The organism is Aquimarina acroporae (assembly GCF_023195925.1).
GTDB lineage: Bacteria > Bacteroidota > Bacteroidia > Flavobacteriales > Flavobacteriaceae > Aquimarina > Aquimarina acroporae.
The window spans coordinates 720,534-744,112 of the sequence record NZ_JALPRE010000003.1 but is presented as its reverse complement, the minus strand read 5'-3'; the positions used below and the strand labels follow the sequence as shown (position 1 = coordinate 744,112).

General features: G+C 36.7%; 22 protein-coding genes. 2 read left to right on the top strand and 20 right to left on the bottom strand.

Translation table 11 applies throughout. From position 1 onward, the window contains the following. Positions 1-12: 12 nt before the first annotated feature. The 17 genes from M0D21_RS07615 to M0D21_RS07535 all read right to left on the bottom strand — a co-directional run bounded on the left by M0D21_RS07615 (position 13) and on the right by M0D21_RS07535 (position 15,614). The gene (locus tag M0D21_RS07615; RefSeq protein WP_248328020.1) at positions 13-1,086 is read right to left on the bottom strand and encodes a branched-chain amino acid aminotransferase; all 1,074 of its coding nucleotides are present in this window, start codon (positions 1,084-1,086) and stop codon (positions 13-15) included. Positions 1,087-1,173: 87 nt separating this feature from the next. Continuing rightward, complete coding sequence (locus M0D21_RS07610; protein WP_248328018.1) at positions 1,174-2,475, bottom strand: dihydrolipoamide acetyltransferase family protein; 1,302 nt, start codon at positions 2,473-2,475, stop codon at positions 1,174-1,176. Positions 2,476-2,518: 43 nt separating this feature from the next. After that, entirely contained in the window at positions 2,519-3,295 is a 777-nt protein-coding gene (locus M0D21_RS07605; protein ID WP_248328016.1) for a DUF3050 domain-containing protein, read from the bottom strand. Further along, a complete protein-coding gene (locus M0D21_RS07600; protein ID WP_248328014.1) occupies positions 3,292-3,891 on the bottom strand; it encodes an acyltransferase in 600 nt (199 codons plus the stop codon). The genes M0D21_RS07605 and M0D21_RS07600 overlap by 4 nt, the downstream gene beginning before the upstream one ends. 90 nt (positions 3,892-3,981) lie before the next feature. Further along, entirely contained in the window at positions 3,982-4,734 is a 753-nt protein-coding gene (locus M0D21_RS07595) for an enoyl-CoA hydratase/isomerase family protein (RefSeq protein ID WP_248328012.1), read from the bottom strand. Positions 4,735-4,751: 17 nt separating this feature from the next. Further along, the gene (paaZ, locus tag M0D21_RS07590; protein WP_248328010.1) at positions 4,752-7,247 is read right to left on the bottom strand and encodes a phenylacetic acid degradation bifunctional protein PaaZ; all 2,496 of its coding nucleotides are present in this window, start codon (positions 7,245-7,247) and stop codon (positions 4,752-4,754) included. A 3-nt stretch (positions 7,248-7,250) separates the two neighbouring features. Beyond that, positions 7,251-8,462, bottom strand: coding sequence for a 3-oxoadipyl-CoA thiolase (locus M0D21_RS07585; RefSeq protein ID WP_248328008.1), 1,212 nt, complete (start codon positions 8,460-8,462; stop codon positions 7,251-7,253). 31 nt (positions 8,463-8,493) lie between these two features. Next, complete coding sequence (locus tag M0D21_RS07580; RefSeq protein WP_248328006.1) at positions 8,494-8,901, bottom strand: PaaI family thioesterase; 408 nt, start codon at positions 8,899-8,901, stop codon at positions 8,494-8,496. A 4-nt stretch (positions 8,902-8,905) separates the two neighbouring features. After that, on the bottom strand, positions 8,906-10,084 hold the full coding sequence (locus M0D21_RS07575) for a 3-hydroxyacyl-CoA dehydrogenase NAD-binding domain-containing protein (protein ID WP_248328004.1): 1,179 nt from the start codon (positions 10,082-10,084) through the stop codon (positions 8,906-8,908). A gap of 1 nt (position 10,085) precedes the next feature. After that, positions 10,086-10,865: an enoyl-CoA hydratase-related protein gene (locus M0D21_RS07570; protein ID WP_248328002.1), complete on the bottom strand. Its 780-nt coding sequence runs from the start codon at positions 10,863-10,865 to the stop codon at positions 10,086-10,088. Further along, positions 10,866-11,234 (bottom strand): VOC family protein, encoded by a 369-nt coding sequence (locus tag M0D21_RS07565; RefSeq protein ID WP_248328000.1) that lies wholly within the window; start codon positions 11,232-11,234, stop codon positions 10,866-10,868. It abuts the gene before it with no gap. 1 nt (position 11,235) lies between these two features. Continuing rightward, positions 11,236-11,739 (bottom strand): 1,2-phenylacetyl-CoA epoxidase subunit PaaD, encoded by a 504-nt coding sequence (gene paaD / locus M0D21_RS07560; protein ID WP_248327998.1) that lies wholly within the window; start codon positions 11,737-11,739, stop codon positions 11,236-11,238. A 50-nt stretch (positions 11,740-11,789) separates the two neighbouring features. Continuing rightward, positions 11,790-12,545 carry a 1,2-phenylacetyl-CoA epoxidase subunit PaaC gene (paaC, locus tag M0D21_RS07555; protein ID WP_248327996.1) on the bottom strand — a complete coding sequence of 252 codons (756 nt, stop codon included), beginning with the start codon at positions 12,543-12,545 and terminating at the stop codon, positions 11,790-11,792. A gap of 68 nt (positions 12,546-12,613) precedes the next feature. Beyond that, positions 12,614-12,898 (bottom strand): 1,2-phenylacetyl-CoA epoxidase subunit PaaB, encoded by a 285-nt coding sequence (gene paaB / locus M0D21_RS07550; RefSeq protein WP_248327994.1) that lies wholly within the window; start codon positions 12,896-12,898, stop codon positions 12,614-12,616. Positions 12,899-12,909: 11 nt separating this feature from the next. Next, entirely contained in the window at positions 12,910-13,866 is a 957-nt protein-coding gene (gene paaA / locus M0D21_RS07545; protein ID WP_248327992.1) for a 1,2-phenylacetyl-CoA epoxidase subunit PaaA, read from the bottom strand. A gap of 11 nt (positions 13,867-13,877) precedes the next feature. Continuing rightward, positions 13,878-14,951 (bottom strand): 1,2-phenylacetyl-CoA epoxidase subunit PaaE, encoded by a 1,074-nt coding sequence (paaE, locus tag M0D21_RS07540; RefSeq protein WP_248327990.1) that lies wholly within the window; start codon positions 14,949-14,951, stop codon positions 13,878-13,880. Between the two features lie 93 nt (positions 14,952-15,044). Further along, positions 15,045-15,614: a TetR/AcrR family transcriptional regulator gene (locus tag M0D21_RS07535; protein WP_248327988.1), complete on the bottom strand. Its 570-nt coding sequence runs from the start codon at positions 15,612-15,614 to the stop codon at positions 15,045-15,047. 191 nt (positions 15,615-15,805) lie between these two features. Here M0D21_RS07535 and M0D21_RS07530 point away from each other — a divergent pair, with 191 nt between their 5' ends. Then, positions 15,806-16,255 carry an META domain-containing protein gene (locus tag M0D21_RS07530; RefSeq protein ID WP_248327986.1) on the top strand — a complete coding sequence of 150 codons (450 nt, stop codon included), beginning with the start codon at positions 15,806-15,808 and terminating at the stop codon, positions 16,253-16,255. Here M0D21_RS07530 and M0D21_RS07525 read toward each other — a convergent pair. Next, positions 16,252-17,907, bottom strand: a complete 1,656-nt coding sequence (locus M0D21_RS07525) for a T9SS type A sorting domain-containing protein (protein ID WP_248327984.1) — start codon at positions 17,905-17,907, stop codon at positions 16,252-16,254. The two genes, M0D21_RS07530 and M0D21_RS07525, sit on opposite strands and share 4 nt — an antisense overlap. A 171-nt stretch (positions 17,908-18,078) precedes the next feature. On the opposite strand from M0D21_RS07525, the gene M0D21_RS07520 reads away from it, so the two are divergent. Then, positions 18,079-19,839: an aromatic amino acid hydroxylase gene (locus tag M0D21_RS07520; protein ID WP_248328233.1), complete on the top strand. Its 1,761-nt coding sequence runs from the start codon at positions 18,079-18,081 to the stop codon at positions 19,837-19,839. Positions 19,840-19,851: 12 nt separating this feature from the next. Here the strand turns inward: M0D21_RS07520 and M0D21_RS07515 are convergent, their stop codons facing one another. Continuing rightward, positions 19,852-20,799 carry a GSCFA domain-containing protein gene (locus M0D21_RS07515; protein WP_248327982.1) on the bottom strand — a complete coding sequence of 316 codons (948 nt, stop codon included), beginning with the start codon at positions 20,797-20,799 and terminating at the stop codon, positions 19,852-19,854. Positions 20,800-20,821: 22 nt separating this feature from the next. Beyond that, on the bottom strand, positions 20,822-23,455 hold the full coding sequence (gene alaS / locus M0D21_RS07510) for an alanine--tRNA ligase (protein ID WP_248327980.1): 2,634 nt from the start codon (positions 23,453-23,455) through the stop codon (positions 20,822-20,824). Positions 23,456-23,579: the final 124 nt, after the last annotated feature.

Genomic DNA, 23,579 nt, shown 5'->3' with positions numbered 1-23,579 from the left:
GTATTTCATTAATTATCCTACTTTTTCTTCTACCTCAACAGGGATGATCCAACCGTGTGCATCTTCCCTTTTTTGAGTTTTTATTTCGTCAAGAGTGGTTTTCATATCTAAACTCACCGGATTATGATCCGGTAACGATATAACCTCATCTTTATAGCCAATAGCCTCTACCATAGCAATAGCTACAGCTGTTCCAGTACCAAATGCCTCTTCCAACTTTCCTTCTTTAGAAAACTGAATAACCTCATCAATGGTAATCGGACGTTCTTCTACTTCAAATCCTTTATCTTTTAGTAAAGTGATCACACTATCCCTTGTTATCCCCTTAAGAATAGATCCACTGGTACTTGGTGTTATAAATTTACCTTCAACTTTAAAAAAGATATTCATGGTTCCAACTTCCTGAACATATTTATGCTCATTGGCATCTAACCATAATACTTGATCATATCCCTTTGCTTTTGCTTTTTCTGTGGGTAATATCGCTGCTGCATAATTTCCAGCTGCTTTCGCTTCTCCTGTTCCTCCGTCTGCCGCTCTTATGTATTCAGTCTCTGCATACAACCTAATTTTCTTAGTAAAAAAAGGACCTGCCGGAGAACAAATCACAATAAACTTATAGCTGGTTGCAGCTCTCATTCCGATAAATGGTTCATCGGCATACATAAATGGTCTTAGATATAATGCACTACCATCTTGTGGTGGAATCCAATTATGTTCTACACCCACAATCTGTTTTACTGCTTCTACAAACAGATCTTCAGGAACAGTAGGCATTCCCATACGAACAGCACTGTGATTAAATCGTTTCGCATTTTCCTCCGGTCTAAACAAAAGAGGGGTCTTGTCTTTCCCTACAGTAGCTTTCATTCCTTCAAAAATTGCTTGACCATAATGCAAGGCCATCGCTGCAGGATGCGTAGCAATCATCTGTAACGGTTCTATACGTGGATTTTGCCAACTTCCGTTCTCATAATCACAAACAAACATATGATCTGTAAATACTGTCCCCAGCGGTATGTTGTCAAAATCGATATTTTGCAATCCTGAATTTGAAGTTCTTGTAATTTTGATCTGCTGTTCCATTTTTATTATTTTTTGGGCGCATCCCTTCGGGCCGGGCTATTTACGCTACACGGTAGCTTGTTTCTATCCCTTGCGCATACTTTTTAACTATATTTTTCTATTACTATCAAATGCTTCTAATTCATCTCCTACCTTACGTAGAAATGATCCTCCTAAAAATCCGTCTACCACACGATGATCAAAAGACAACGATAAATACATCATACTTCTAATCGCAATTTCATCTCCTATGTCTGTGGTAATAACTTCTGGTCTTTTCTTGATAATTCCCAACGCCAAAATCGCTACCTCAGGTTGATTTATAATGGGAGTTCCCATTAAGCTTCCAAAAGTTCCAACATTAGAAATGGTAAATGTGCTTCCACCTATTTCATCGGGTTTTAAAGCATTATTTCTAGCATTATTGGCCAAATGATTTACATTTTTGGCCAGACCAAGAAGATTTTTCTCATCTGCATTTCTTACTACAGGAACAATCAGGTTTCCACTTGGTAAGGCGGTAGCCATTCCGACATTTATATCATCGTGCACTACAATCTTATCTCCATCTACAGATACATTAATCATCGGGTACTCAGCAATCGCTTTTGCCACGGCTTCAACAAAAATGGGAGTATAGGTAAGCTTTTCTCCGTATTTTTCTAAGAACTCATTTTTTACTGAGTTTCTCCAGTTCACAATATTAGTAACATCTACCTCTATATAGCTGGTAACATGAGGAGAGGTATGCTTGGAATAGACCATATGATCTGCTATCATTTTTCGCATACGATCCATCTCTACAATTCGATCTTTACCTTCAACAAAATTAATAGGTGGTGCGTTATAAGATGACTTTGGAGCCGAAGCCTCCGGTCTGCTAGGCAAAGGATACTTTCTATGCTTAAGATAAAGCATAATATCGCTTTTGCGAATACGCCCACCTTCTCCTGTTCCTTCAATACTTTGTACCTCTTCTATGCTTAAATTTTCTTTTTTGGCAATACTAATCACAAGCGGAGATAAAAAGCCGTCATTATCTCCAGTATTTAATGATCTAAAGGCTTTTTCTGCACTAGGTTGAGCTGTTGTAGTCTTTGCATTGGCATTTTTTTCTTCTTTTTTAGAAAGTTCCTCTTTTTCTGAAGGAGAAGATATCGGCACTTCACCATCTGCATCAATAACTGCAATTACAGTTCCTATTTCGACTACTTCATTAGGTTTATAACGAATTTCAGAAATTACCCCGTTACAAGGAGAAGGCACTTCAGAATCAACCTTATCTGTAGCTACCTCAAGTATTGTTTCATCTTCTTCAACTGCATCACCCACTTTTTTCAACCAATTCAAAATGGTGGCTTCCGAAATACTCTCGCCCATTTTGGGCATCTTTAATTCTATTACTGACATTTTAATTAACTAATGTTTGTTAGTTTATTATTACATTAAAATTCTACATCGGGATTGCACTACTCGCGAGAGCATTACTTACTCCTGTCCATAGTGCTATACGCCTCTCTAATGCTTGTTTACTGTATTGTAAAGCTTCCTCCCAGTCTTCTTCATTTTCACAAAGAGAACTTACCATTTCCAGACTAAGGGGACCATGCTCATCACCATCTAATTCGATATGGCGTTCTAAATAATATATAAGTCGTTCTAATTTTAATTCTGATCCTTTTGCAACACTCTTTACTAATTCAACAAACATATCGGGAATTAAATCTTCCCTTCCAAAAGTAAATACCGCGGCTATTACATGAGGTTTATTGGTCGCTATCACCTCAAATGTAAACTTCATAAAATCCTTCACTTCATCTATAATTGAAAGTGATTCTATTCCTTCTTCAACAGTGCCATTATTGCGCAAGTGAAGTATTAAGTTATCTATTTGAGTGGTATCTGCACCTGCTTCCTGCATAGCGCCTAGGTACATTTCAAAATGACTCACCGATTTTCCAGATTGATCAACATCACTTTCTTCTCCAAGTACAATTTCATTCACAAAACGCCTCACTTTAGCATTCGCCGAAGGCATCCAAGGAATACTTATGGTGGTAAGATGCAATTGTAGGCTTTTCAACAAAGACATAAAATCCCAAACCGCAAAAACATGATTCTGCATAAATACTCGTACATCATCTATATCCTTAATATCGTTGTATAACGCATGCGTTTTAAGTTGCTGTCGTAAAGGCTCTAATTCTTTTATGATATGATCTATATTCATATTTTATTTTTAAACTCCTCCAAAGTTTTATAGAACGCTTCTTGCGTTGGTCTTTCTTTTGGCACTTCTCTTAAAGGTTGTACTTCACGTAACGACTCAAAACAATCTTCTGGCAATTGTTGATATAACTTTGTGCCTTTGGTTTTCCAGCTAATCATTTCATCACTCACCTCTTTAATAACTTTGGCAGGGTTCCCGACGATTAAGCTTCGCTTAGGAAAAACAGTTTTTGCCTTTACAAAAGACATCGCTCCCACGATACACTCATCTCCAATTTCGGCATCATCCATAATAACGGTATTCATGCCTATCAAACAATTTCGTCCTAGATTTGCCCCATGTATTACTGCACCGTGACCCACATGGGCACTCTCTTTGAGTACAATAGATTTACCCGGAAACATATGTACAGTACAATTCTCTTGTACATTGACTCCATCTTCAAGAATAATCTCACCCCAGTCACCGCGAATTGCAGCACCTGGCCCTATATAACAATTTTTACCAATAATCACATTACCAGTAACGGCTGCCAGAGGGTGCACAAAACTACTTTCGTGTACTACGGGTATATATCCTTTGAAACTATATATCATGATTACTCCTGTCAATCTAAGCCTATCGAAGACTCTATTTCTAATTTACTATTTGCTACACTTCGACAAGCTCAGTGTGACAATATAATTTTATTTAAACCTTTTCAACGTTTCTTTAGTAAAATCACTAAGCACTAATCGACCGCTTATTACAGCTCTTTCTGCCAATAACGTATCCCAATGCTCTGTTCCTTCCCAAAAAACGTTTTTCATTTCTCTCATAGCTTCCGGATTATAAGTACATAAATGTTCAGCAAAAGCTTTTACCTCTTTATCCAAAGTTTCTATATCTTCAAAAACATGGGTAAATAAGCCTTTATCTCTCGCCCATTCTGCACTGTAAAAAGTGTTGGCATCTATCGCAATCTGAGACATAGCAGACAAACCTATTTTACGTTCTACCGCTGGCCCTACCACAAAAGGTCCTATACCAACATTAAGCTCACTTAATTTAATGGCTGCATATTTTGTCGCCATGCAGTAATCTGTAGCAGACGCTACTCCAACTCCTCCTCCTACAGTTTTTCCTTGTACCCTCCCTATAATGAACTTAGGGCATTTTCTCATCGCATTAATGACATTCGCAAATCCTGAAAAGAACACTTTTCCTGTATCTGCATCTTTTATATTTATAAGCTCTTTAAAACTTGCTCCTGCACAAAATGTTCGGTCTTTACCGCTTTTAAGGACAATCACTTTTATCTCATCATTATTACCTGCATCGGTTATAGTTTGGGCCAATTTTGCCAAAATATCTCCTGGTAATGAATTATGAGCGGGGTGAAAAAACTCTATGGTTCCTACTCCATTTTCTATATCTATATGTACGTATGATGCTGTCAATGTTATCTTCTTAAATGTTATACTATTCCGAATTGCTCAAAATGATGATTAAAATGTTTCGAATGCAACAAATCCCATTCGAACTTGTTCATTTCTCCAAACACTGCATTTTTTGTAATAGCTTCTGGATTTTCCTTGAAAAATGTTTCAAACGCATCATAAGCTTCTAATAACTTAGTTTTGGCAGAAGACAAATCTTCATGTTTCAAGTCTTCTAGAGATCCCTTTTTTAGTAAAGGATGGCTGTGCTCTTTTGGCATTGGTCTATGATTATAAATCATTTCCTGTACCCTTTCTAACTTATCTTCTGGTGTTGCTATTTCGAAATCCTGAATTTCTCCTGAACCTATTCTTATAGTATATTCTAAATGTTCTACCATATGTTGTGGAGTCATTATTCCCCATTTTGGCTTAAGATCTTCGGTTATTTTGGCCAAATATCTTTCAATATTTGATCTATCGACTTGTACAAATGGCGATTTTTTCTGTACCATAGTTAAAATGGTAGCGATAGCTGCTAATTCATCTTCTTGATCAAACACCTCTACAAACCACTTTACAATTCCACTTGGTAGTTCCTTACCTCTATGATCCCGATCAATTTTCTGCTTACACGTTAACCTCACATATACGGTATCATTATGATAAATTGGACGTAAGAATCTACACTCTTCAAGACCATAATTAGCTGCAACCGGTCCTTTATTTGGATAAACAAAAAGTCCTGCAGCAGCGGCTAGAATGAAATATCCATGTGCTGTTCTTTTTTCAAAAATACTCCCGTCTAAAGAAGTGATGTCTGTATGCGCATAGAAATGATCCCAGGTAAGATTTGCAAAATTAATAATGTCTGTATCGGTTACTGTACGTTTGTGCGTTTTTAGAGACATTCCTGGCTCTATATCTTCCCAATGGTAAGCAAAAGGATGTTTTTCTGATGGTTTATAAGCAGAATTTGCTTGATAAATCCCAGTTACCTCAGTAAGGGTTGTAGGTGTTCCTTGCACTGCACATCGTTGCATATAATGTTTGATTCCTCTCATACCTCCCATTTCTTCTCCACCACCAGCTCTTCCTGGACCTCCATGAGTAAGCATAGGTAATGGTGAACCATGACCAGTACTTTGTCTTCCATTTTCCCGATTTCCTACCAAAATACGCCCGTGATGCGACGCAGCTCCAACTACGAAGTCTTTGGCCATTGCATCATCAAATGTAAAAATCGAAGACACCAAAGAACCTTTACCCATATGAGTAAGAGCAATGGCGTCATCAAGAGTTTTATAAGGCATAATAGTAGATACTGGTCCAAATGCTTCAATTATATGAGCTTCTGTATTTTTAAAAGGATTATCTTCTCTTAACAAAATAGGAGATACAAAAGCTCCTTTTTGAGCATCTGCACCTACAGTTTCTATCTTATCTAAATCACCATATACCATTTGGGCGGTTTTGGCAATTTCAGAAACATTATTTCTAAAACTTTCAACCTGTTGCTTACTAGCCAGTGCTCCCATTCTTACCTCTTTACGTCTAGGATCACCAATAGTAACTTTATCAAGTTGTTGTCCTAGTGCTATCTGCACATCTTCTATAAGGTTTTCTGGTACTATTATTCTTCTAATAGCAGTACATTTTTGACCTGATTTTACGGTCATTTCTTTTCTCACCTCTTTGATAAACAAATCAAATTCTGGAGTTCCTGGCACAGCATCTTTTCCTAACACCGAAGCATTTAAGGAGTCGGCTTCCATGGTAAAAGGAACAGATTCTTCAATTAATCTAGGATGTGCTTTTAATAGTCGACCCGTATGAGCAGAACCAGTAAAAGTTACGACATCCTGAGATTCTACAGTGTCTAAAATATTTTTGGTCATCCCGCTTAGGAGCTGTAAAGCCCCTTCGGGAAGAATTCCGGAATCTATAATTACCCGAACAACGGCTTCGGTTAAGTAAGCAGTTTGCGGAGCTGGTAATACTACTGCCGGGACTCCAGCCATCCAATTCACAGCACACTTCTCTAACATTCCCCAAATAGGAAAATTAAATGCATTAATATGCACGGCTACCCCTCGTTTAGGCACCAAAATATGATGTGCCATAAAGCGTCCTCCTCTAGAAAGATCGATAGGGTCTCCCTCTACATGATAGGGTTGATTAGGAAATAATTTACGCAACGAAGCATTCGCGAACAGATTACCAAAACCTCCTTCGATATCAATCCAACTATCGATTCTTGTTGCTCCGGTACGATAACTCAATTCATAAAAATCTTCCTTTCTTTTGGTAAGGTATAAAGCCAATTTTTTAAGCATATTACCCCGTTCCTGAAAAGTCATTTTTCTAAGAATTTCTCCTCCTTTGGTTCTTCCATAGTGTAAAACCTCAGGAATATCTAAGCCCTCAGTAGTTGAACGCCCAATTACTTCACCCGTAACTGCATCATGCATCACAAGTCCTTCTCCAGAGCCTGTAACCCACTTACCGTTAATATAACTTTCTAATATTTGCATAAATTAGAGATTTGTATTTTCAATCACACATGCATATCCTTGACCTACTCCAACACACATGGTAATTAAAGCATATCTTTTATTTTGTTCCTGTAATTCTAATGCCGCAGAGAACGCTATTCTCGCTCCAGTTACACCAAGAGGGTGTCCTATAGCAATAGAACCTCCATTTGGATTTATTCTAGGATCATCATCGGCCAATCCCCATTCACGAATACACGCCAGAGCTTGAGAGGCAAAAGCTTCGTTAAGCTCGATAACATCGATATCGTTCATCGTAATTCCTGCTTTTTCTAACGCTTTATTAGAGGCTTGAACTGGGCCAATACCCATGATTCTAGGTTCTACACCAACCACTGCAGAACTTACTATTCTTGCCAATGGTTTTAGATTATATTTCTTCACCGCATCTTCTGAAGCTATAATAGTAGCAGCTGCACCATCATTTAACCCAGAAGAGTTTCCTGCAGTAACACTTCCTTCTTTTTTGAATGCTGGCCTAAGTTTTGCCAATACTCCTTTGCTAGTCCCAGGTTTTATAAATTCATCCTCTGAAAAAAGAATCGGATCTTTTTTTCTTTGAGGAATTTCTACCGTTGTGATTTCTTTTGCTAATCGACCTGATTGCTGAGCTTTGGTTGCCTTCATTTGACTCCAATACGCAAAGGCATCTTGATCTTCTCTTGAAATATTATATTTCTCGACTAGATTCTCAGCGGTATTTCCCATCCCGTCTGTTCCATATAAATCATGCATTTTTTGATTTACAAAACGCCACCCAAAACTTGAGTCATACATTTTAGAATCATTTCCAAATGCTGAAGAAGGTTTTGCTATTACATAAGGCCCTCTAGTCATATTTTCTACTCCTCCTGAAATGAAAAGATCACCATCACCAGCTTTTATAGCTCGATTTGCATGAATTATTGCTGAAAGACCTGAACTACAAAGCCTATTTACCGTTTCACCAGGAACCGTAAATGGTAAACCAGCCAACAACGATGCCATCCTAGCTACATTTCGATTATCTTCTCCAGCTTGATTGGCACACCCCATAATCACATCATCATAAGCCTCTTTAGGAATACCTGAATTCTTTTCTACTAATTTTTCGATAACTAAGGCACCCAAATCATCTGTTCGTACGGCAGATAAAGTTCCTTTATAATTTCCGATCGGAGTTCTTATTCCGTCTATGATATATGCTTCTTTCATTCTTGTTTTAAGTATATACGCTTTTATATTTTTATTCCCAGTCTTTACCAGTTCTATACACCACTCCTTTGAATAATGCTACAATTTGATCACCTCTTCTCACTTCAACAATATTAAAACCTATCTTGGTTTTACTGATATCGGTTACAGCTTCAGCTGTTAAATAATCACCTTCTTCTAATGCTTCTATGTGATTGATAGAAGTTTCTATAGACACTGCATACTTACCGTGTGTATTTGCCGAAAACCCAAATGCAGTATCAGCAAGACTGTAAGATATCCCGCCATGAGCCTTACCCATACTATTTAACATCTCCTTTCTTACGGTCATTCCTACTTTACATTTTCCCTTTTCTACATCAAGCACTTCGATCCCTAACCATTGGCTAAAGGGATCTTGGGATAACATTTTATGTGGTATAGTTTCTGCCTGTATCATATCGTTATTGACCTGCTATTTGCGCAGTATTAAAAAAGGTTTGATTCTCTTTGGCCATTTTTCTTAATAAAGGACTACACCTGTATCGATCCTCTCTATATTCATCATATAAACTATCTAACATCGTCACACACCAATCAATTCCTATTTCATCGGCCCAACTCAAAAGTCCTTTCGGATAATTTACCCCTTTGGTCATCGCGTTATCGATATCACCAGCAGAAGCAATATTCCAAAATAAAGCATCAGCCGCTTCGTTGATGAGCATCACCAAAACTCTATTAAAAATATATGTTGCAAGGTCTTTGTCTTCTTTTGGCATTGGTTTTTGAGCACCTTCTGAATAGTTATAATATCCTTTTCCAGATTTACGGCCCAGATACCCCGCTTCTGAAAGACGTTTTTGCGTAAAAGCAGGTTTGTATCTTGGATCATAGTAAAATGCTTTAAATACAGTTTCGGTAACTGTATAATTGACATCATTACCAATAAAATCCATTAACTCAAAAGGTCCCATTCTAAAACCTCCTAATGTTTTTAAACTCCAATCTATGGTAGCCACATCGGCAATACCCTCTTCCAAAATGCGCAAAGACTCTCCATAAAACGGTCTTGCCACACGGTTTACAATAAACCCAGGAGTATCCTTGGCAAGTGCCACAACTTTCTTCCAGTCTTTAATCGTTTTTACCACTTTATTGGTAATTTCTTCTGAAGTCTGTACAGCAGGAATTACTTCTACCAACTTCATTAAAGGAGCGGGATTAAAAAAATGAATTCCTATACAACGTTCCGGTTTTTGTAGGGAAGAAGCGATAGAGGCGATAGATAGAGATGACGTATTCGAAGCGATAATAGCGTCTTCTGAAACGTATCCTTCTAGTTCTTCGAACACTTTTCTTTTGATGTCAAGGTTTTCAACAATTGCTTCGATAGTTAAGTTTGCTTCTTTCAACCCTTCCAAAGCACTTACATAAGAAATATTTCCTTGAATACGTTTTTTCTCACCCTCGTCTATCCTTCCCTTTTCTACCAGACGTGAAAGCACTTTTTCTAATGCGCTTTTACTTTTTTCAAGGGCTTGCGTATTTGTATCGAATACTTTTACATCACATCCAGCGGTAGCTGCTACTTGTGCAATACCACTACCCATTGTACCCGAACCTATAATTCCTACAATCATATTACTTGCCTTTAAAAACTGGTTTTCTTTTTTCTATAAATGCGTTCACACCTTCTTGGTAATCTTCACTTTCTGCTGCTTCAATTTGCAATTCAGATTCCATATTTAATTGCTCTTTCAGAGTGCTAGTCATAGAACTATTGAGCAATCTTTTTGTTAGCCCCAACGCCTTTGTCGGCATTTGAGCAAGATGCAATGCTAGTGCATTCACATCCTCATTAAAAGTATCTACACCAAAAACTTTATATAACATCCCCAATTTCTCTGCTTCTTCGGCTCCAATTTTATCGCCCAACATCATTAATGCAGAGGCCTTCTGAAAACCGATTAACCTTGGTAAAAAGAATGTACCAGCGCTATCAGGAATCAGTCCTATTTTGCTAAATGCCTGAATAAAACTAGCCTTTTCTGTTGCTACTACAATATCACAAGCCAAAGCTATATTTGCTCCGGCCCCTGCAGCTACACCATTTACAGCAGCTATAATAGGTTTCTCAATAGCCCTTATTCTCTCAACAATAGGATTATAATGTTCTTCTAGTATTTTTCTGAATCCTGGGTTTAATTCTGGAGAAGTAACTTCATTAAGATCTTGTCCTGCACAAAAAGCTTTCCCATTACCAGTAAGCACAATTGCTCTTACCGCTTCATTAGTTTTACAATCGTCTAACACTTCTTGTAAAAGCAACGCCATTTCTCTATTGAAGCTATTAAATGTTTCTGGCCTGTTTAGAGTTACTGTAGCAACTCCTGTTTCTATTTTAAATTCTATTGAAGGCATTTATTGTTCTATTTTAAATTCTGGATTATAAATAATTCCCAGAATATTATTCCATGGGTCCTTTACTGAAGCTACCATAATTTCTCCTCCCACATTTGTTGGTTTTTCATGTATAGCGGCTCCTAGGTTTAATAATTTTTGGTACTCGTTTTCTATATCTTCTACTCCCCAATATGATAAGACACTATCTGATTTCTTTACAACCTCATTCCCTTCTTCTGGCAATAAGCCTAGTTCGAATCCTCCTATATTAAACCCAACGTAAAAAGGTTCATCGAAGTAAGGAGGTCTGCCAAAAGCGTCAGTATACCATTCTTTTGCCTTGGCAAGATCGTTCACCTTATATATCGTGGTTCTTAGTCCGAGCATATTATTTTAAGCATTTGAAATAATCGAAGGGTTCTAGGCAGTCTTCACATTGAAAAAGCGCTTTACAAGCAGTAGACCCAAATTGACTTACCAATTTTGTGTTGCTAGAACCACAATTTGTGCATTTCACTATTCGCTTATTGCCTAATAAGGCGGCTTTATCAGCTTCTTCATTTAATGGCGCTGCCACACCATATTTCTCTAATGCCTGTCTTCCCTTTGGTGTTATCCAATCCGTTGTCCATGCTGGCGATAATACTAATGAAACTTTAGCCTTTACATTTATAGCTTTAAACGCATTGACGATATCGTCTCCAATAACATCCATTGCGGGGCAACCACTATAAGTAGGAGTAATTTTAACCTCAACTACGTCATCATGATATTGGGCAGAACGTACGACCCCCATATCCATTATTGACAATACAGGAATTTCAGGATCATGAACTTTTTCCAGAACCGGAATCAATTGCGGATCGATATGTTGCTCTAGTTTGATTGTCATATTAGAAATGAACCTGAATTTGATTAAAACGAAAAACAGTATTTAGATCACTACCATTTCATATTAGGATAGGTACGCTGCATATATTGTAAATCTGCCAACAGGTATCCCATATGCTCGCTATGCACACCTTGTTTTCCTCCTTTTTGAAACCACTTCACTTCTGGTACCATTAAGGTTGCTTCTTCTAAAATCTCTTTTACAATTTGATGATATTTATCTTTAAGGGTAGTCACATCTACGCCTATTCCAGATTCAACAGCTATTTTATCATCATCGGTCATATGAAATAGTTCATCAGTAAATTTCCAAAGATCATTAACTGCTTCCTGTACTTTTTCCCTGCTCTCATCAGTCCCATCTCCTAATCTCTTAATCCAATCTGAAGAAAACCTTTGATGATAGCTTACTTCTTTAATTGCCTTTTTAGCGATTGCAGAAAGCATCTCATCATTACTATTTTGTAATTCCTGTAATAACAATAAATGAAATACATCATATAAAAATTGTCTTGTAATCACGTATCCAAAATGAACATTTGGTTGTTCTACTAACAGAACGTTTTTATATTGTCTTTCTGTTCGTAAAAAAGCTATATCATCTTCTGTTTTTTCTTCTCCCGATAATTGGGCAACATATTGATAGTAACTTCGCGTTTGCCCCAATAGGTCCAATGCCATATTGGTAGTCGCAATATCGGTTTCTAGGCTTGGTCCATGACCACATAACTCTGATAATCTTTGACCTAGAATTAGAGCATTATCTGCTATGCCGTAGATATATTGAATTTTATTTTCGTTTTTCATGTTTACAATTTGATTTAAACAAACGGATTTCACCCTTCCACCTGATCAGGATAATTCTGTAAAATTCATTACATATGTTTTACTTCGTCTGGCAACGTATAAAAAGTAGGATGCCTATATACTTTATCTTGTGCTGGCTCAAAAAGTTCACCATGATTTTCTGGGTTCGAGGCCGTTATATTTTTAGATTCTACTACCCAAATACTCACCCCTTCATTTCTTCTTGTATATACATCACGAGCATTTTCTAAAGCCATTTCTGCATCAGCAGCATGAAGGCTTCCAAAATGACGGTGTTCTAAACCATTTTTACTTCTTACAAACACTTCCCAAAGTGGCCAATTATTATTCATCACTTATGTTATTAAATTGCTTTTTTAAGCTTTTTTTCTTCTTGTTTTTTTGCATATGCCATAGCTGCATCTCGAACCCATTCACCCTTTTCCCATGCATTTACTCTAGCAGACATTCTTTCATGATTACAAGGCCCATGCCCTTTAACCACTTGCCAAAACTCATCCCAATCGATCTCTCCAAAATCGTAATGACCTGTTTCTTCATTCCATTTTAGATCAGGATCAGGAACGGTTAAACCTATAATATCTGCTTGCGGTACCGTTTGATCTATAAATTGTTGACGTAATTCATCGTTTGTTTTACGCTTCAATTTCCATTTCATAGATTGTTCGGTATGTATAGACTCTGCATCTGTTGGTCCCAACATCATTAATGAAGGCCACCACCATCTATTCAACGCGTCTTGAGCCATCGCTTTTTGCTCTGGTGTGCCCTTGGCTAACGTAGTCATAATCTCATACCCTTGTCGCTGATGAAAGCTTTCTTCTTTGCATACACGTATCATTGCGCGGGCATAAGGACCGTAAGACGTACTACATAACGGAACTTGATTAATAATAGCTGCACCATCTACCAACCAACCGATTGCTCCTATATCTGCCCATGTAATAGTTGGATAATTGAAGATACTAGAATATTTAGCTTTACCAGTATGCAATTGATCATAAAGTTCGTCCCTCGAAACTCCCAGAGTCTCGCATGCACTATATAAATACAATCCATGTCCGGCCTCATCCTGAACTTTGGCCAAAAGAGCCACTTTTCTTCTTAAAGACGGGGCTCTAGTAATCCAGTTTCCTTCAGGTAACATTCCTACTATTTCTGAATGAGCATGTTGAGATATTTGTCTAATATGAGTTTTCCTGTATTTTTCAGGCATCCAATCTTTAGGTTCAATTTTCTCGTCTCGAGCAATTCGTTGCTCAAAAATTTCTTCTAAATTCTTAATTTCCTTTTCACTCATAGCTTCGAGTTTTATACATCAAAATCTACAACCACTTTTTCAGTTGTAGGTACTGCTTGACAAGACAATACCAATCCCTTGGCTACTTCATCCTCTTCAAGCGCATAATTTATTTTCATTTCTACAGTACCGTCAAGTACTTTACATTTACAAGTACTGCATACCCCTCCTTTGCAAGCAAATGGTAAATCTGCACCAGCTGCTAAGGCACCATCTAATATATTATCGTAGTCATCATCCATGGCAAAATGAAATTCTTTACCACCATCAATGATTGTTACTTCTGTTCCTTCAAATTTATGTTCTACTGCCGCAGCCGCCTTTCTTTGATCTTCTTCAGATGCTCCTGAGAAGAAAAGTTCATAGTGTATTTTGTCACTAGACAGTCCAGCTTGGTTAAGTGAATCTCTAATTAAAAAGATCATTTCTTCTGGACCGCAAATAAAACAATCATCTACATTAGCAACGTTTATTACTTTTTCGGTAAGTTCCTGTATCTTTTCTGCTGTAAACCTTCCATTCAGCAGCGGAATATCTCGTTGTTCTTTAGTTAAAAAATAGAATATCTCAAATCTCCCGAAATATGTATTTTTTAAGGCTTCAATCTCTTCCTTAAAGATAATCGATTTAACGTTTCGATTCAAATAAAAGAGCTTAAAAGTACTGTTTGGCTCCAAAGCCAAATGAGTTTTAATAATAGATAAAATAGGTGTAATCCCACTTCCAGCAGCAAACACAATATAGTTTCTGGAAGCTGAAGGATCTACATCTACATAAAAGTTCCCTGTAGGAGGCATAATTTCTAAATGGTCTCCTTCCTTAAGCTGGTCGTTCGCATAATTAGAAAATACTCCTCCATTAATTCTCTTCACGGCAACTTGCCACTTATCCTCTACGGGACTAGAACAAAGCGAATATGATCTTCTAACATCTTCACCATTGATCATAGCCTTCAAGGTAACATGTTGCCCTTGTTTATATCCAAATTTTTCTTTTAACTCTTCCGGAATATCAAAGGTAAGAGAAGCACAATCTTTAGTTTCTTTTTGAACTTTAGAGACTTTTATGGGATAGAAATCTGTCATAAGTTTTATTTAACTATAACGTTATAGCTAAACAAAACTAACAATTGTTAGTTTTATACACAAATAATTGACGTTAATTTTAGCTAAAGCCCTTTATACTATCCCTTTGAGCAAAACCGAAATCATATCGCGCTTTAAAATACTTGCATCAATATTATTTTGCTTAGGATACCATAAATACAGTGTTCTTAGGGTCGACAAGGTGGAAAACACTATAATTTCGACATTGAAAGATTTTATTTCCTTTTCCTCGATTCCCTTCTTTACAATATCTCTAAAACTCTCTTCATAATCTTGTCTCATTTTTTCAAAATACTGAAGATTTTCTTCTTCAAGATGCATCCAATCATTATTAAGTGACGCTAATCCATCTGAATTTCTAAGTGTTACATCTATATGTAAACTTATGATATTCTCTAATTTTTCGGTCGCATTCTTATCTGATATCACAATTTGATTCATCCCACTTGTAAACTCCTCTGCCAAATCAATAATAATGGTAGATAAAATCTCTTGTTTAGATTGTATATGGTTGTACAAGCTCGCAGCCTTAATTCCCATGGCTTTAGCCAAGTCCCTCATGGTTACTGCACTATATCCCTTTTCTTTAAAAAGAATTGATGCAGCCCTGATGATCTCTTCCTTTCTGCTTTCAGGTTTCATCTATTATTGCTAGTTTAAATTCCATAAGAAAACCCTATACATCATGTTCACAATTAAAACACAATTACAGATCTTTTCATAAAATACTTTTTGTTTCCTATCAAAAATAGAATTAATCTGTTATTATCCACGTTTTTAATCGAAAAAACGTACATTACCCTAACTTAACTATCAAAACAAAACCTTTTGCTATGTATTATCTAAAGCTTTTCTCCTTCTCCTTTTTCATGTTTGCTTTATTGAATCAAAATGGATGTAATAAAAAAGAAAAATCTGTGACCGAAAACAAGCAGGAAGAAACTCATGGTATTGATAAAGGTAAGTTTTGGATTACATCACTGAATGAAAAGGATGTATCTAAAGAAAAGTTATACATGGTTTTTGATCCTGAAACGAATAGAATTTCTGGGTATTCAGGCTGCAATACATTTTCGTGTACGTATACCCTAAATGATGACAATACCATTTCTATTGGTATGGCGATGGCTTCTAAAATGTATTGCGAAAACAATGACGCTCTGGAAAGAGAATTTTTCAAAGCTTTATCCAACATAAAAACAGCAACTTTTAGCAACACCGAAATAACTCTGAAATCGGATAACAAAAAAGAAGTGTTTAAAGGTCAGAAAGCCAAAGACTAGAGTCTCTGGTTTATAATCACTTTTTTAGTAAAAGAACTACCAGTTGTTTGATCCTCTATATAAATAAAATACATCCCCGATGACCTCCCTGTAAGATCAATTTCTCCTTCATCATTGGCTAATCGCCCAGAATCTATCAAAGCCCCATTGATATCATAGACCTGATATGCAATAATATTATCGATATTTTGAATTGATACTTTTGCATCTGAAGGTACAAATGACACCACGATCTCTTCCACTTCGGGCTCAGTAGGAGGGCCTCCACCCGTATTTTCCTGAGATAACATATTCAAAGTAGTTCTCCCAGTATTATTTGGATCTAACCAATTTGATAATCTTGTTGCATCGGTGGTTCCTGCATCCCAAGAAGTTGCAAATCTCCCATAAAAGTCCGGTTCATTATTATCATTCACCCCATTACAAGCTGCTGTCCCACCTGCCAACTGACCAAAAATTCTACCATTTTGATCAAAGATCGCAGAACCAGAAGAACCCCCTTCTGTCACTCCAAGATCCCAATCATCTATTCTCCACATTTTGGTTTGAGAATTACCATTAAAAGGTATTTGATCTTCTGTTGGAGCATTATTATCTCTACATACTTTCATAATATCCCCTGCAGGATGGTGAATTCCAATTGAAAAACTTGGCACAGATCCAGTTCTATCCCAACCGGCCCATTCTAAATCCCAAGACGCATCCAATCCGCCATCAAGATTAAGTAATTTCATATCAGATTCACTATTTTCTGCTCGCAGCGTCGCTCCACTGGTGGTTTGATTAACAGTAGCATCTGTACTACTAACTGCAGTTGCACAAGAGGGATTAGGACTAATCCAATTAAATCGAAATGCCCAGGTAGCCTCTTCTCCCGCATTACAATGATTTGCAGTTAAAAAATACGGAGCTCTATCATTACTTGTATTATTTATTAATGAACCTGAACACACAAATCCTTGCATGATTACAAAGGCCACAGAACGTTTTAGTCTATCTTTTATAGCTTCAAAATCATCTCCAACCGGGCAATCTACATCATGATTACAATCTCCAGAACTATTAAGTGCTTTCTCTCTAATTTCTGCATCTGTAACCGATCTATATCCGTGTATAACTTTATCAATACTTAATTTCCCTTTTCCTTTTAAACCGGCAGGTTCAAAATATTCGATCCAGACATTATCTCCTTGCACCAACCATGTTCCCAGCTTTTTGTCGGGTCTGTTAAAAATATTTGTGTAAGCTCCTAATAAATCAGACTTATCATCGCTATACAAATAAATTTTAGCTCCACGAGGTATTTCATACCAATCAAAGACAAAATTCATAGTTTTAGCACCTTTGGATACGATATTTATCCTCCAAATTTTATCTCCATTTGGCAACACATCCCAACTACCAGAATTATTAAAATTAAGATTCACATCGATTTCATGTCCAAAGCGAAAAGGAACTCCTCTTTTTTTATCGTTTATAGCATCTTCATCTTGGATTTTCTGAAGATCAAAACCCTTCATAACCTCTGGAGCTATATTTTTTTTTGCTAACTCATCTATCAACCAACTTTCTGGTTCTCCTTCATTAGTAATCTGTGCTGTTATCAAATGACCAAAACACAAAAGCGCTACATAAAAAAATATCCTTTTCATTCTTAGATTCTTTAATGGGACTAATTTGTTCAATGTTTTACAATAATAAAACACCCAAAATTAGTTATACCCTACCATTTATCTTCATAAATTTAGTTAATAAATACTTATATTATGCCCCAAACTTGTAATTTTCCGGTTTTTAAACTCAAAAAGAAATCTTTTCACCCTATGTCGTTAGCTATAGAATCTAATCCACTAATTGATAGACTTCCTCCTCATCTGAAACAGTTTATCAAACCTCAAAATTATGAGGATTACACTCCTATCGATCAAGCAGTATGGCGTTATGTAATGCGCAAAAACATTTCATCTTTGAGTAAAGTTGCCCATAACTCATATTTAAAAGGATTAGAAAAAACTGGCATTTCGATTGATGCCATACCAAGTATGTATGGTATGAATAGAATTTTAAAAGAGATTGGATGGGCAGCAGTAGCTGTTGACGGATTTATTCCACCCAATGCATTTATGGAATTCCAGGCATACAATATTTTAGTAATTGCCTCTGATATTAGACAACTTGAAAACATAGAATACACTCCAGCTCCTGATATTATTCATGAAGCTGCTGGTCACGCACCAATTATTGCAAATCCTGATTATGCAGAATACCTTCGTCGTTTTGGGAAAATTGGCTGCAAAGCGATTTCTTCTAAAAGGGATTACGAAATATATGAAGCTGTTCGGCTTTTATCCATTTTGAAAGAAGCTCACAACACCAGCCTTGAAGAGATCTTAAAGGCCGAGGAACATGTTAAAGCGCTACAGAACCAGAAAGAAAACCCTTCCGAAATGGCTTTAATTCGAAATCTACACTGGTGGACCGTTGAATACGGGTTAATTGGCACAACCGAAGATCCTAAAATTTATGGTGCAGGACTACTGTCGTCTATTGGAGAAAGCGAATGGTGTATGACTGATGCTGTAACAAAATTACCCTATTCCCCCGAAACTGCCTATCAGGAATTTGATATCACTAAACCACAACCTCAATTATTTGTTACTCCAGATTTTGCCTATCTATGTCAAGTACTAGAAGAATTTGCAGATACCATGGCATTACGAAAAGGAGGACATCGAGGGCTAGCAAAACTTATTGAGTCGGAAAATCTGGGAACTATAGAATTAAGTACTGGATTACAGATCTCGGGAGTATTTACACGAATGATTAAAAATGAGGATAACGAAGTCATCTATTTCGAAACCTCAGGACCTACCGCACTTTCTTTTAGAGAAAAAGAACTTATTGGTCATGGTATCGACGCTCACCCTGATGGTTTTAGATCTCCGCTTGGCAAGTTAAAAGGCATCAACCTGGCTATAGAAAACATGTCACCGAGAGATCTAAAAGCTTATAATTTTTATGATGGCGAGTATATTGAATTTGAGTTTGAAAGCGGAATCACCGTAGCCGGAACAAATATTACCGGGATGAGAAATATTCAGGGAGAATTAATTCTCATTCAGTTTATTGAATGTACTGTGAAATACAAAGATGAGTTTTTATTCAGACCGGAATGGGGAACTTTTGAACTAGCTGTAGGTAAAGAAATTGTCGCGGCCTTTTCTGGGCCGGCTGATGACTATTCTTTCGATTTAGTCATTCACAAACCTTCTTCAGAAACGGAAAAACGACAATATTCTGCACAACAATTAGAATTGCACGATTTGTATAAATCTGTGCGAAATAGTAGAGAAGGGAAAAACACCAAATTTTCACTCGAAGCGGTTTTTGATATTTTAAGAGAAGCTCATTCTAACGATTGGTTATTACCCTTAGAAATCTACGAACTTGTACACGATAGAGATTTCGAATTCGCTTCTAAAATCAAAGATCATTTAGAAGAAATAAAACTAAATAGGAAAGAGATTAAGCATTTAATCGAAAGTGGTCTTAGTATTATTGCAAACGAGAATGCAACTGCCTAAATCTCAATCGACCTAAAACGAAATAAAAGGAAACTCTTTCTGGATATGGCTCTTTTTTAATTCTAACGCCTTTAAAAAGGAGACGTGTTGTTTACTCTCTGGATTAAATGGTCGATGCGCAATTCCCTTTTGAATTTCTGCCACTTTTTTCATAGTAGCTATACTTTCCTGAGCAACCCAACTTTGGCAAAATCTCTCCCAAATGTATTGTACTGCAGTATCACTAGGATGAATCATGTCTTCATTATAAAACCTATAATCTCTTAACTCGTCCATCATAATTTCATAGGACGGAAAATAAAAGCTATTCTCATCTTTTTGAATGGCCTGATGGATAGCTGCTATGAGATGAGATTTACTCTGATTATTTTCGACAAAACCATCTTTAATATGCCTTACCGGTGAAACTGTAAAAATAAGTTGCGCTGATGGATTTTGATTTCGAACTAGATGTATGCAATTTTGAACACATTGCATTACTTCATCAATAGCAAGCAACTCCTTTGTAAATTCTCTTTGTGGGATCTTATGACAATTCGCTACGATCATATCAAGAGCCAATAACCTATAGACCCAAGCTGTACCAAGAGTAATACCTATATGCGTTGCAGAGTTTATCTTTTCTTTACTGGCCACCAAAGCACTATTGAGTCTTTCTAACAATGCATCTTTATGAGGCGAACTTAACGAAGAATGAGCATCAAAGCAATGCCATTGTTCATTATGAAAAAACAGATCGGCGTCGGTATACCTTTCGTCTTGCAAAGCCATCCACAAAAAAGTCTCAATAGCTTTAGGGTGGAATAAAATTCCAAAAGGGTTTACTAGGTTTCTAAACTTAAAATACTCAAATCTGGCTCCAATATTTTCTGCAAAACATGACCCAAGCATAACCACCTCAGATTTATAACAAATCTTAGTTTCCTGAGACGGTAACGGTATTTTGGTTTGAAGATTCATCACCCCTTTTTTTGAGGTATTATTAGTTTAAATATTGTTTTGCATTTTTCAAGGCTTCCTCAAGACCACTAGGATTCTTACCTCCTGCGGTAGCAAAGAAAGGCTGTCCTCCTCCTCCACCTTGAATAAATTTCCCTAATTCCCTTACAATCTGACCAGCATTCAGCCCTTTTTCCTCAACTAGATTCTTAGAAATATAACAAGAGAGCAAAGCTTTTCCATTTTGTTCGGCTCCAAAGAGGGTTACAATGTTTTCCATTTCACCTCCCAACTCAAAAGAAAGATCTTTGATACCTCCTGCATCTAAATCTACTTTTTTTGCAAGAAATTTTACTCCATTTATTTCCTCAAACTCACTCTTCAAATCTCCTTTTAGGTTCTTAGCTTTGTCTTTAAGTAAAGCTTCGATTTGTTTTTTAAGATTGTTATTCTCTTCCTGTAAAGATGTAATTGCCTTAACTGGGTCTTTTACATTTTTCAATACAGTTTTCACTTCATTATAAGCTTCAGTCTGTGTTGTAAAATATTCTTTTGCAGCATCTCCTGTTATAGCTTCGATCCTTCTTATTCCGGCTGCAATAGCACTTTCTGAAGTTATTTTGAAATGCCATATATCTCGTGTATTTTCAACATGAGTTCCACCACATAATTCCATAGATTCTCCAAAACGAATTGCACGAACCTCATCTCCGTATTTTTCTCCAAACAATGCAATCGCACCATCGGCGATAGCTTTGTCATAAGAAATACCTCTAAACTCTTGCAATGGCAGGTTTTCTCTAATTCTAGCATTCACAAACTCTTCAACTTCTCTTAACTCATCGGCGCTAACCTTAGAAAAATGAGAAAAATCGAATCGTAAATTACCACTATGAACCATAGAACCTTTTTGTTCTACATGCGTTCCTAAAACAGCACGAAGTGCCTGATGTAAAAGATGCGTTGCTGTATGGTTTGATGCTGTTCTACCACGTTGCTTATCGTCTACTACCGCCTTGAAACTACCTTCTAATTTTTTAGGCAGACTTTTAGAAAAATGAACAATGAGATTATTTTCTTTTTTCGTATCAATAATATATGACACATCTCCATTTCCCGATTCTAAATATCCTTTATCACCAACTTGACCTCCTCCTTCTGGATAAAATGGCGTTTGATTAAAAACCAGCTGATAAAGCTCACCATCCTTTTTGCTACTCACCTTTCTATATCTAGTGATTTTCACCTCCGAAGACAGTTGATCATAACCCACAAATTCTTCGTCAGTATTTTCTAAAAGCATTTCCCAGTCTCCTGTTGACACTTGAGAGGCTGCTCTTGATCTATCTTTCTGTTTTTGAAGCTCTGTCTCAAAACCCTTTTCATCTAAGGCATATCCTTGCTCACTTAGAATTAATGCAGTTAGATCGATAGGGAAACCATAAGTATCATATAACTCAAAAGCTTTTTCTCCGGAAACTACTTCTCCTTGTGTGTTTTTAATAACATTATCTAAAAGTGTTAGTCCTTGATCCAATGTTCTTAAAAAAGATTGCTCCTCTTCTTTTATCACATTTAGTATTAGGTTTTTCTGAGCTTTTACTTCTGGAAAAGCACCACTCATCTGCTTGCTTAAAATATCGACCAACTTGTATATGAATGGTTCCTTGGTATTTAAAAAAGTAAAACCGTAACGTATCGCTCTTCGTAAAATTCTTCGAATCACATACCCGGCTCCTGTATTACTCGGCAACTGTCCATCGGCTATAGAAAAAGTCACAGCTCGCACATGATCTGCAATTACTCTTATAGCTACGCTTACCTTACCATTTGCGTCGGTAGGCAAACTATCTTTATCATAAGTAGAATTGGTAATCGTTTCTATTTCTCGTATTAAAGGAGTAAAAACATCTGTATCGTAATTAGATTTCACCCCTTGTAACACCATACACAACCTTTCAAAACCCATACCAGTATCTACATGTTGAGCTGGTAATTTTTCTAAAGAACCATTGGCTTTTCTGTTATATTGCATGAAAACCAAATTCCATATCTCTACAACTTGCGGATGATCCTGATTCACCAAATCTTTACCAGGTATTTTAGCTTTTTCTTCTTCTGATCGTATATCGACATGAATTTCTGAACAAGGTCCACAAGGCCCCTGATCCCCCATTTCCCAGAAATTATCCTTTTTATTACCCATGATAATTCTGTTTTCAGGAACGATTTCTTTCCATAAATCATAAGCCTCCTGATCCATTTCGAGATTTTCATCTTTTGCCCCTTCAAATACAGACACATACAAGATATCTTTGTCTATTCCATAAACATTGGTAAGTAGCTCCCAAGCCCAATGAATTGCTTCTTTCTTGAAATAATCACCAAAACTCCAGTTACCCAACATTTCAAACATTGTATGGTGATAAGTATCCATACCCACTTCTTCTAGATCGTTATGCTTACCACTTACTCGTAAACATTTTTGAGTATCTGCAATTCGATTGCTTTTTGGAGTCCCATTTCCTAAGAAAAACTCTTTGAATTGATTCATCCCAGCATTGGTAAACATCAAAGTAGGATCATCTTTTATCACCATTGGCGCAGAAGGAACTATACTGTGTTTCTTTGACTCAAAAAACTCTAAAAACTGATTTCTTATTTCTTGGGATTTCATGGATTCTATTTGTTGCAATTCTTTTTTATTCTACAATTATCATTTGCCTGATTTTTAAACCCTTACAATCTAATTTCATAAGAGATCAAAAATCGTCATTTGTCAGTTTTTTCTGGACTTTGCA

Coding starts and splice junctions, on each gene's coding strand:
- alaS (WP_248327980.1), bottom strand. CDS start 23,455: ATGAAATCCCAAGAAATAAGAAATCAGTTTTTAGAGTTTTTTGAGTCA.
- paaB (WP_248327994.1), bottom strand. CDS start 12,898: ATGAATAATAATTGGCCACTTTGGGAAGTGTTTGTAAGAAGTAAAAAT.
- M0D21_RS07520 (WP_248328233.1), top strand. CDS start 18,079: ATGTCGTTAGCTATAGAATCTAATCCACTAATTGATAGACTTCCTCCT.
- M0D21_RS07525 (WP_248327984.1), bottom strand. CDS start 17,907: ATGAAAAGGATATTTTTTTATGTAGCGCTTTTGTGTTTTGGTCATTTG.
- M0D21_RS07615 (WP_248328020.1), bottom strand. CDS start 1,086: ATGGAACAGCAGATCAAAATTACAAGAACTTCAAATTCAGGATTGCAA.
- M0D21_RS07585 (WP_248328008.1), bottom strand. CDS start 8,462: ATGAAAGAAGCATATATCATAGACGGAATAAGAACTCCGATCGGAAAT.
- M0D21_RS07535 (WP_248327988.1), bottom strand. CDS start 15,614: ATGAAACCTGAAAGCAGAAAGGAAGAGATCATCAGGGCTGCATCAATT.
- paaE (WP_248327990.1), bottom strand. CDS start 14,951: ATGACAGATTTCTATCCCATAAAAGTCTCTAAAGTTCAAAAAGAAACT.
- M0D21_RS07575 (WP_248328004.1), bottom strand. CDS start 10,084: ATGATTGTAGGAATTATAGGTTCGGGTACAATGGGTAGTGGTATTGCA.
- M0D21_RS07610 (WP_248328018.1), bottom strand. CDS start 2,475: ATGTCAGTAATAGAATTAAAGATGCCCAAAATGGGCGAGAGTATTTCG.
- M0D21_RS07530 (WP_248327986.1), top strand. CDS start 15,806: ATGTATTATCTAAAGCTTTTCTCCTTCTCCTTTTTCATGTTTGCTTTA.
- M0D21_RS07515 (WP_248327982.1), bottom strand. CDS start 20,799: ATGAATCTTCAAACCAAAATACCGTTACCGTCTCAGGAAACTAAGATT.
- M0D21_RS07600 (WP_248328014.1), bottom strand. CDS start 3,891: ATGATATATAGTTTCAAAGGATATATACCCGTAGTACACGAAAGTAGT.
- M0D21_RS07580 (WP_248328006.1), bottom strand. CDS start 8,901: ATGATACAGGCAGAAACTATACCACATAAAATGTTATCCCAAGATCCC.
- paaA (WP_248327992.1), bottom strand. CDS start 13,866: ATGAGTGAAAAGGAAATTAAGAATTTAGAAGAAATTTTTGAGCAACGA.
- M0D21_RS07570 (WP_248328002.1), bottom strand. CDS start 10,865: ATGCCTTCAATAGAATTTAAAATAGAAACAGGAGTTGCTACAGTAACT.
- paaZ (WP_248328010.1), bottom strand. CDS start 7,247: ATGCAAATATTAGAAAGTTATATTAACGGTAAGTGGGTTACAGGCTCT.
- M0D21_RS07565 (WP_248328000.1), bottom strand. CDS start 11,234: ATGCTCGGACTAAGAACCACGATATATAAGGTGAACGATCTTGCCAAG.
- paaC (WP_248327996.1), bottom strand. CDS start 12,545: ATGAAAAACGAAAATAAAATTCAATATATCTACGGCATAGCAGATAAT.
- paaD (WP_248327998.1), bottom strand. CDS start 11,739: ATGACAATCAAACTAGAGCAACATATCGATCCGCAATTGATTCCGGTT.
- M0D21_RS07605 (WP_248328016.1), bottom strand. CDS start 3,295: ATGAATATAGATCATATCATAAAAGAATTAGAGCCTTTACGACAGCAA.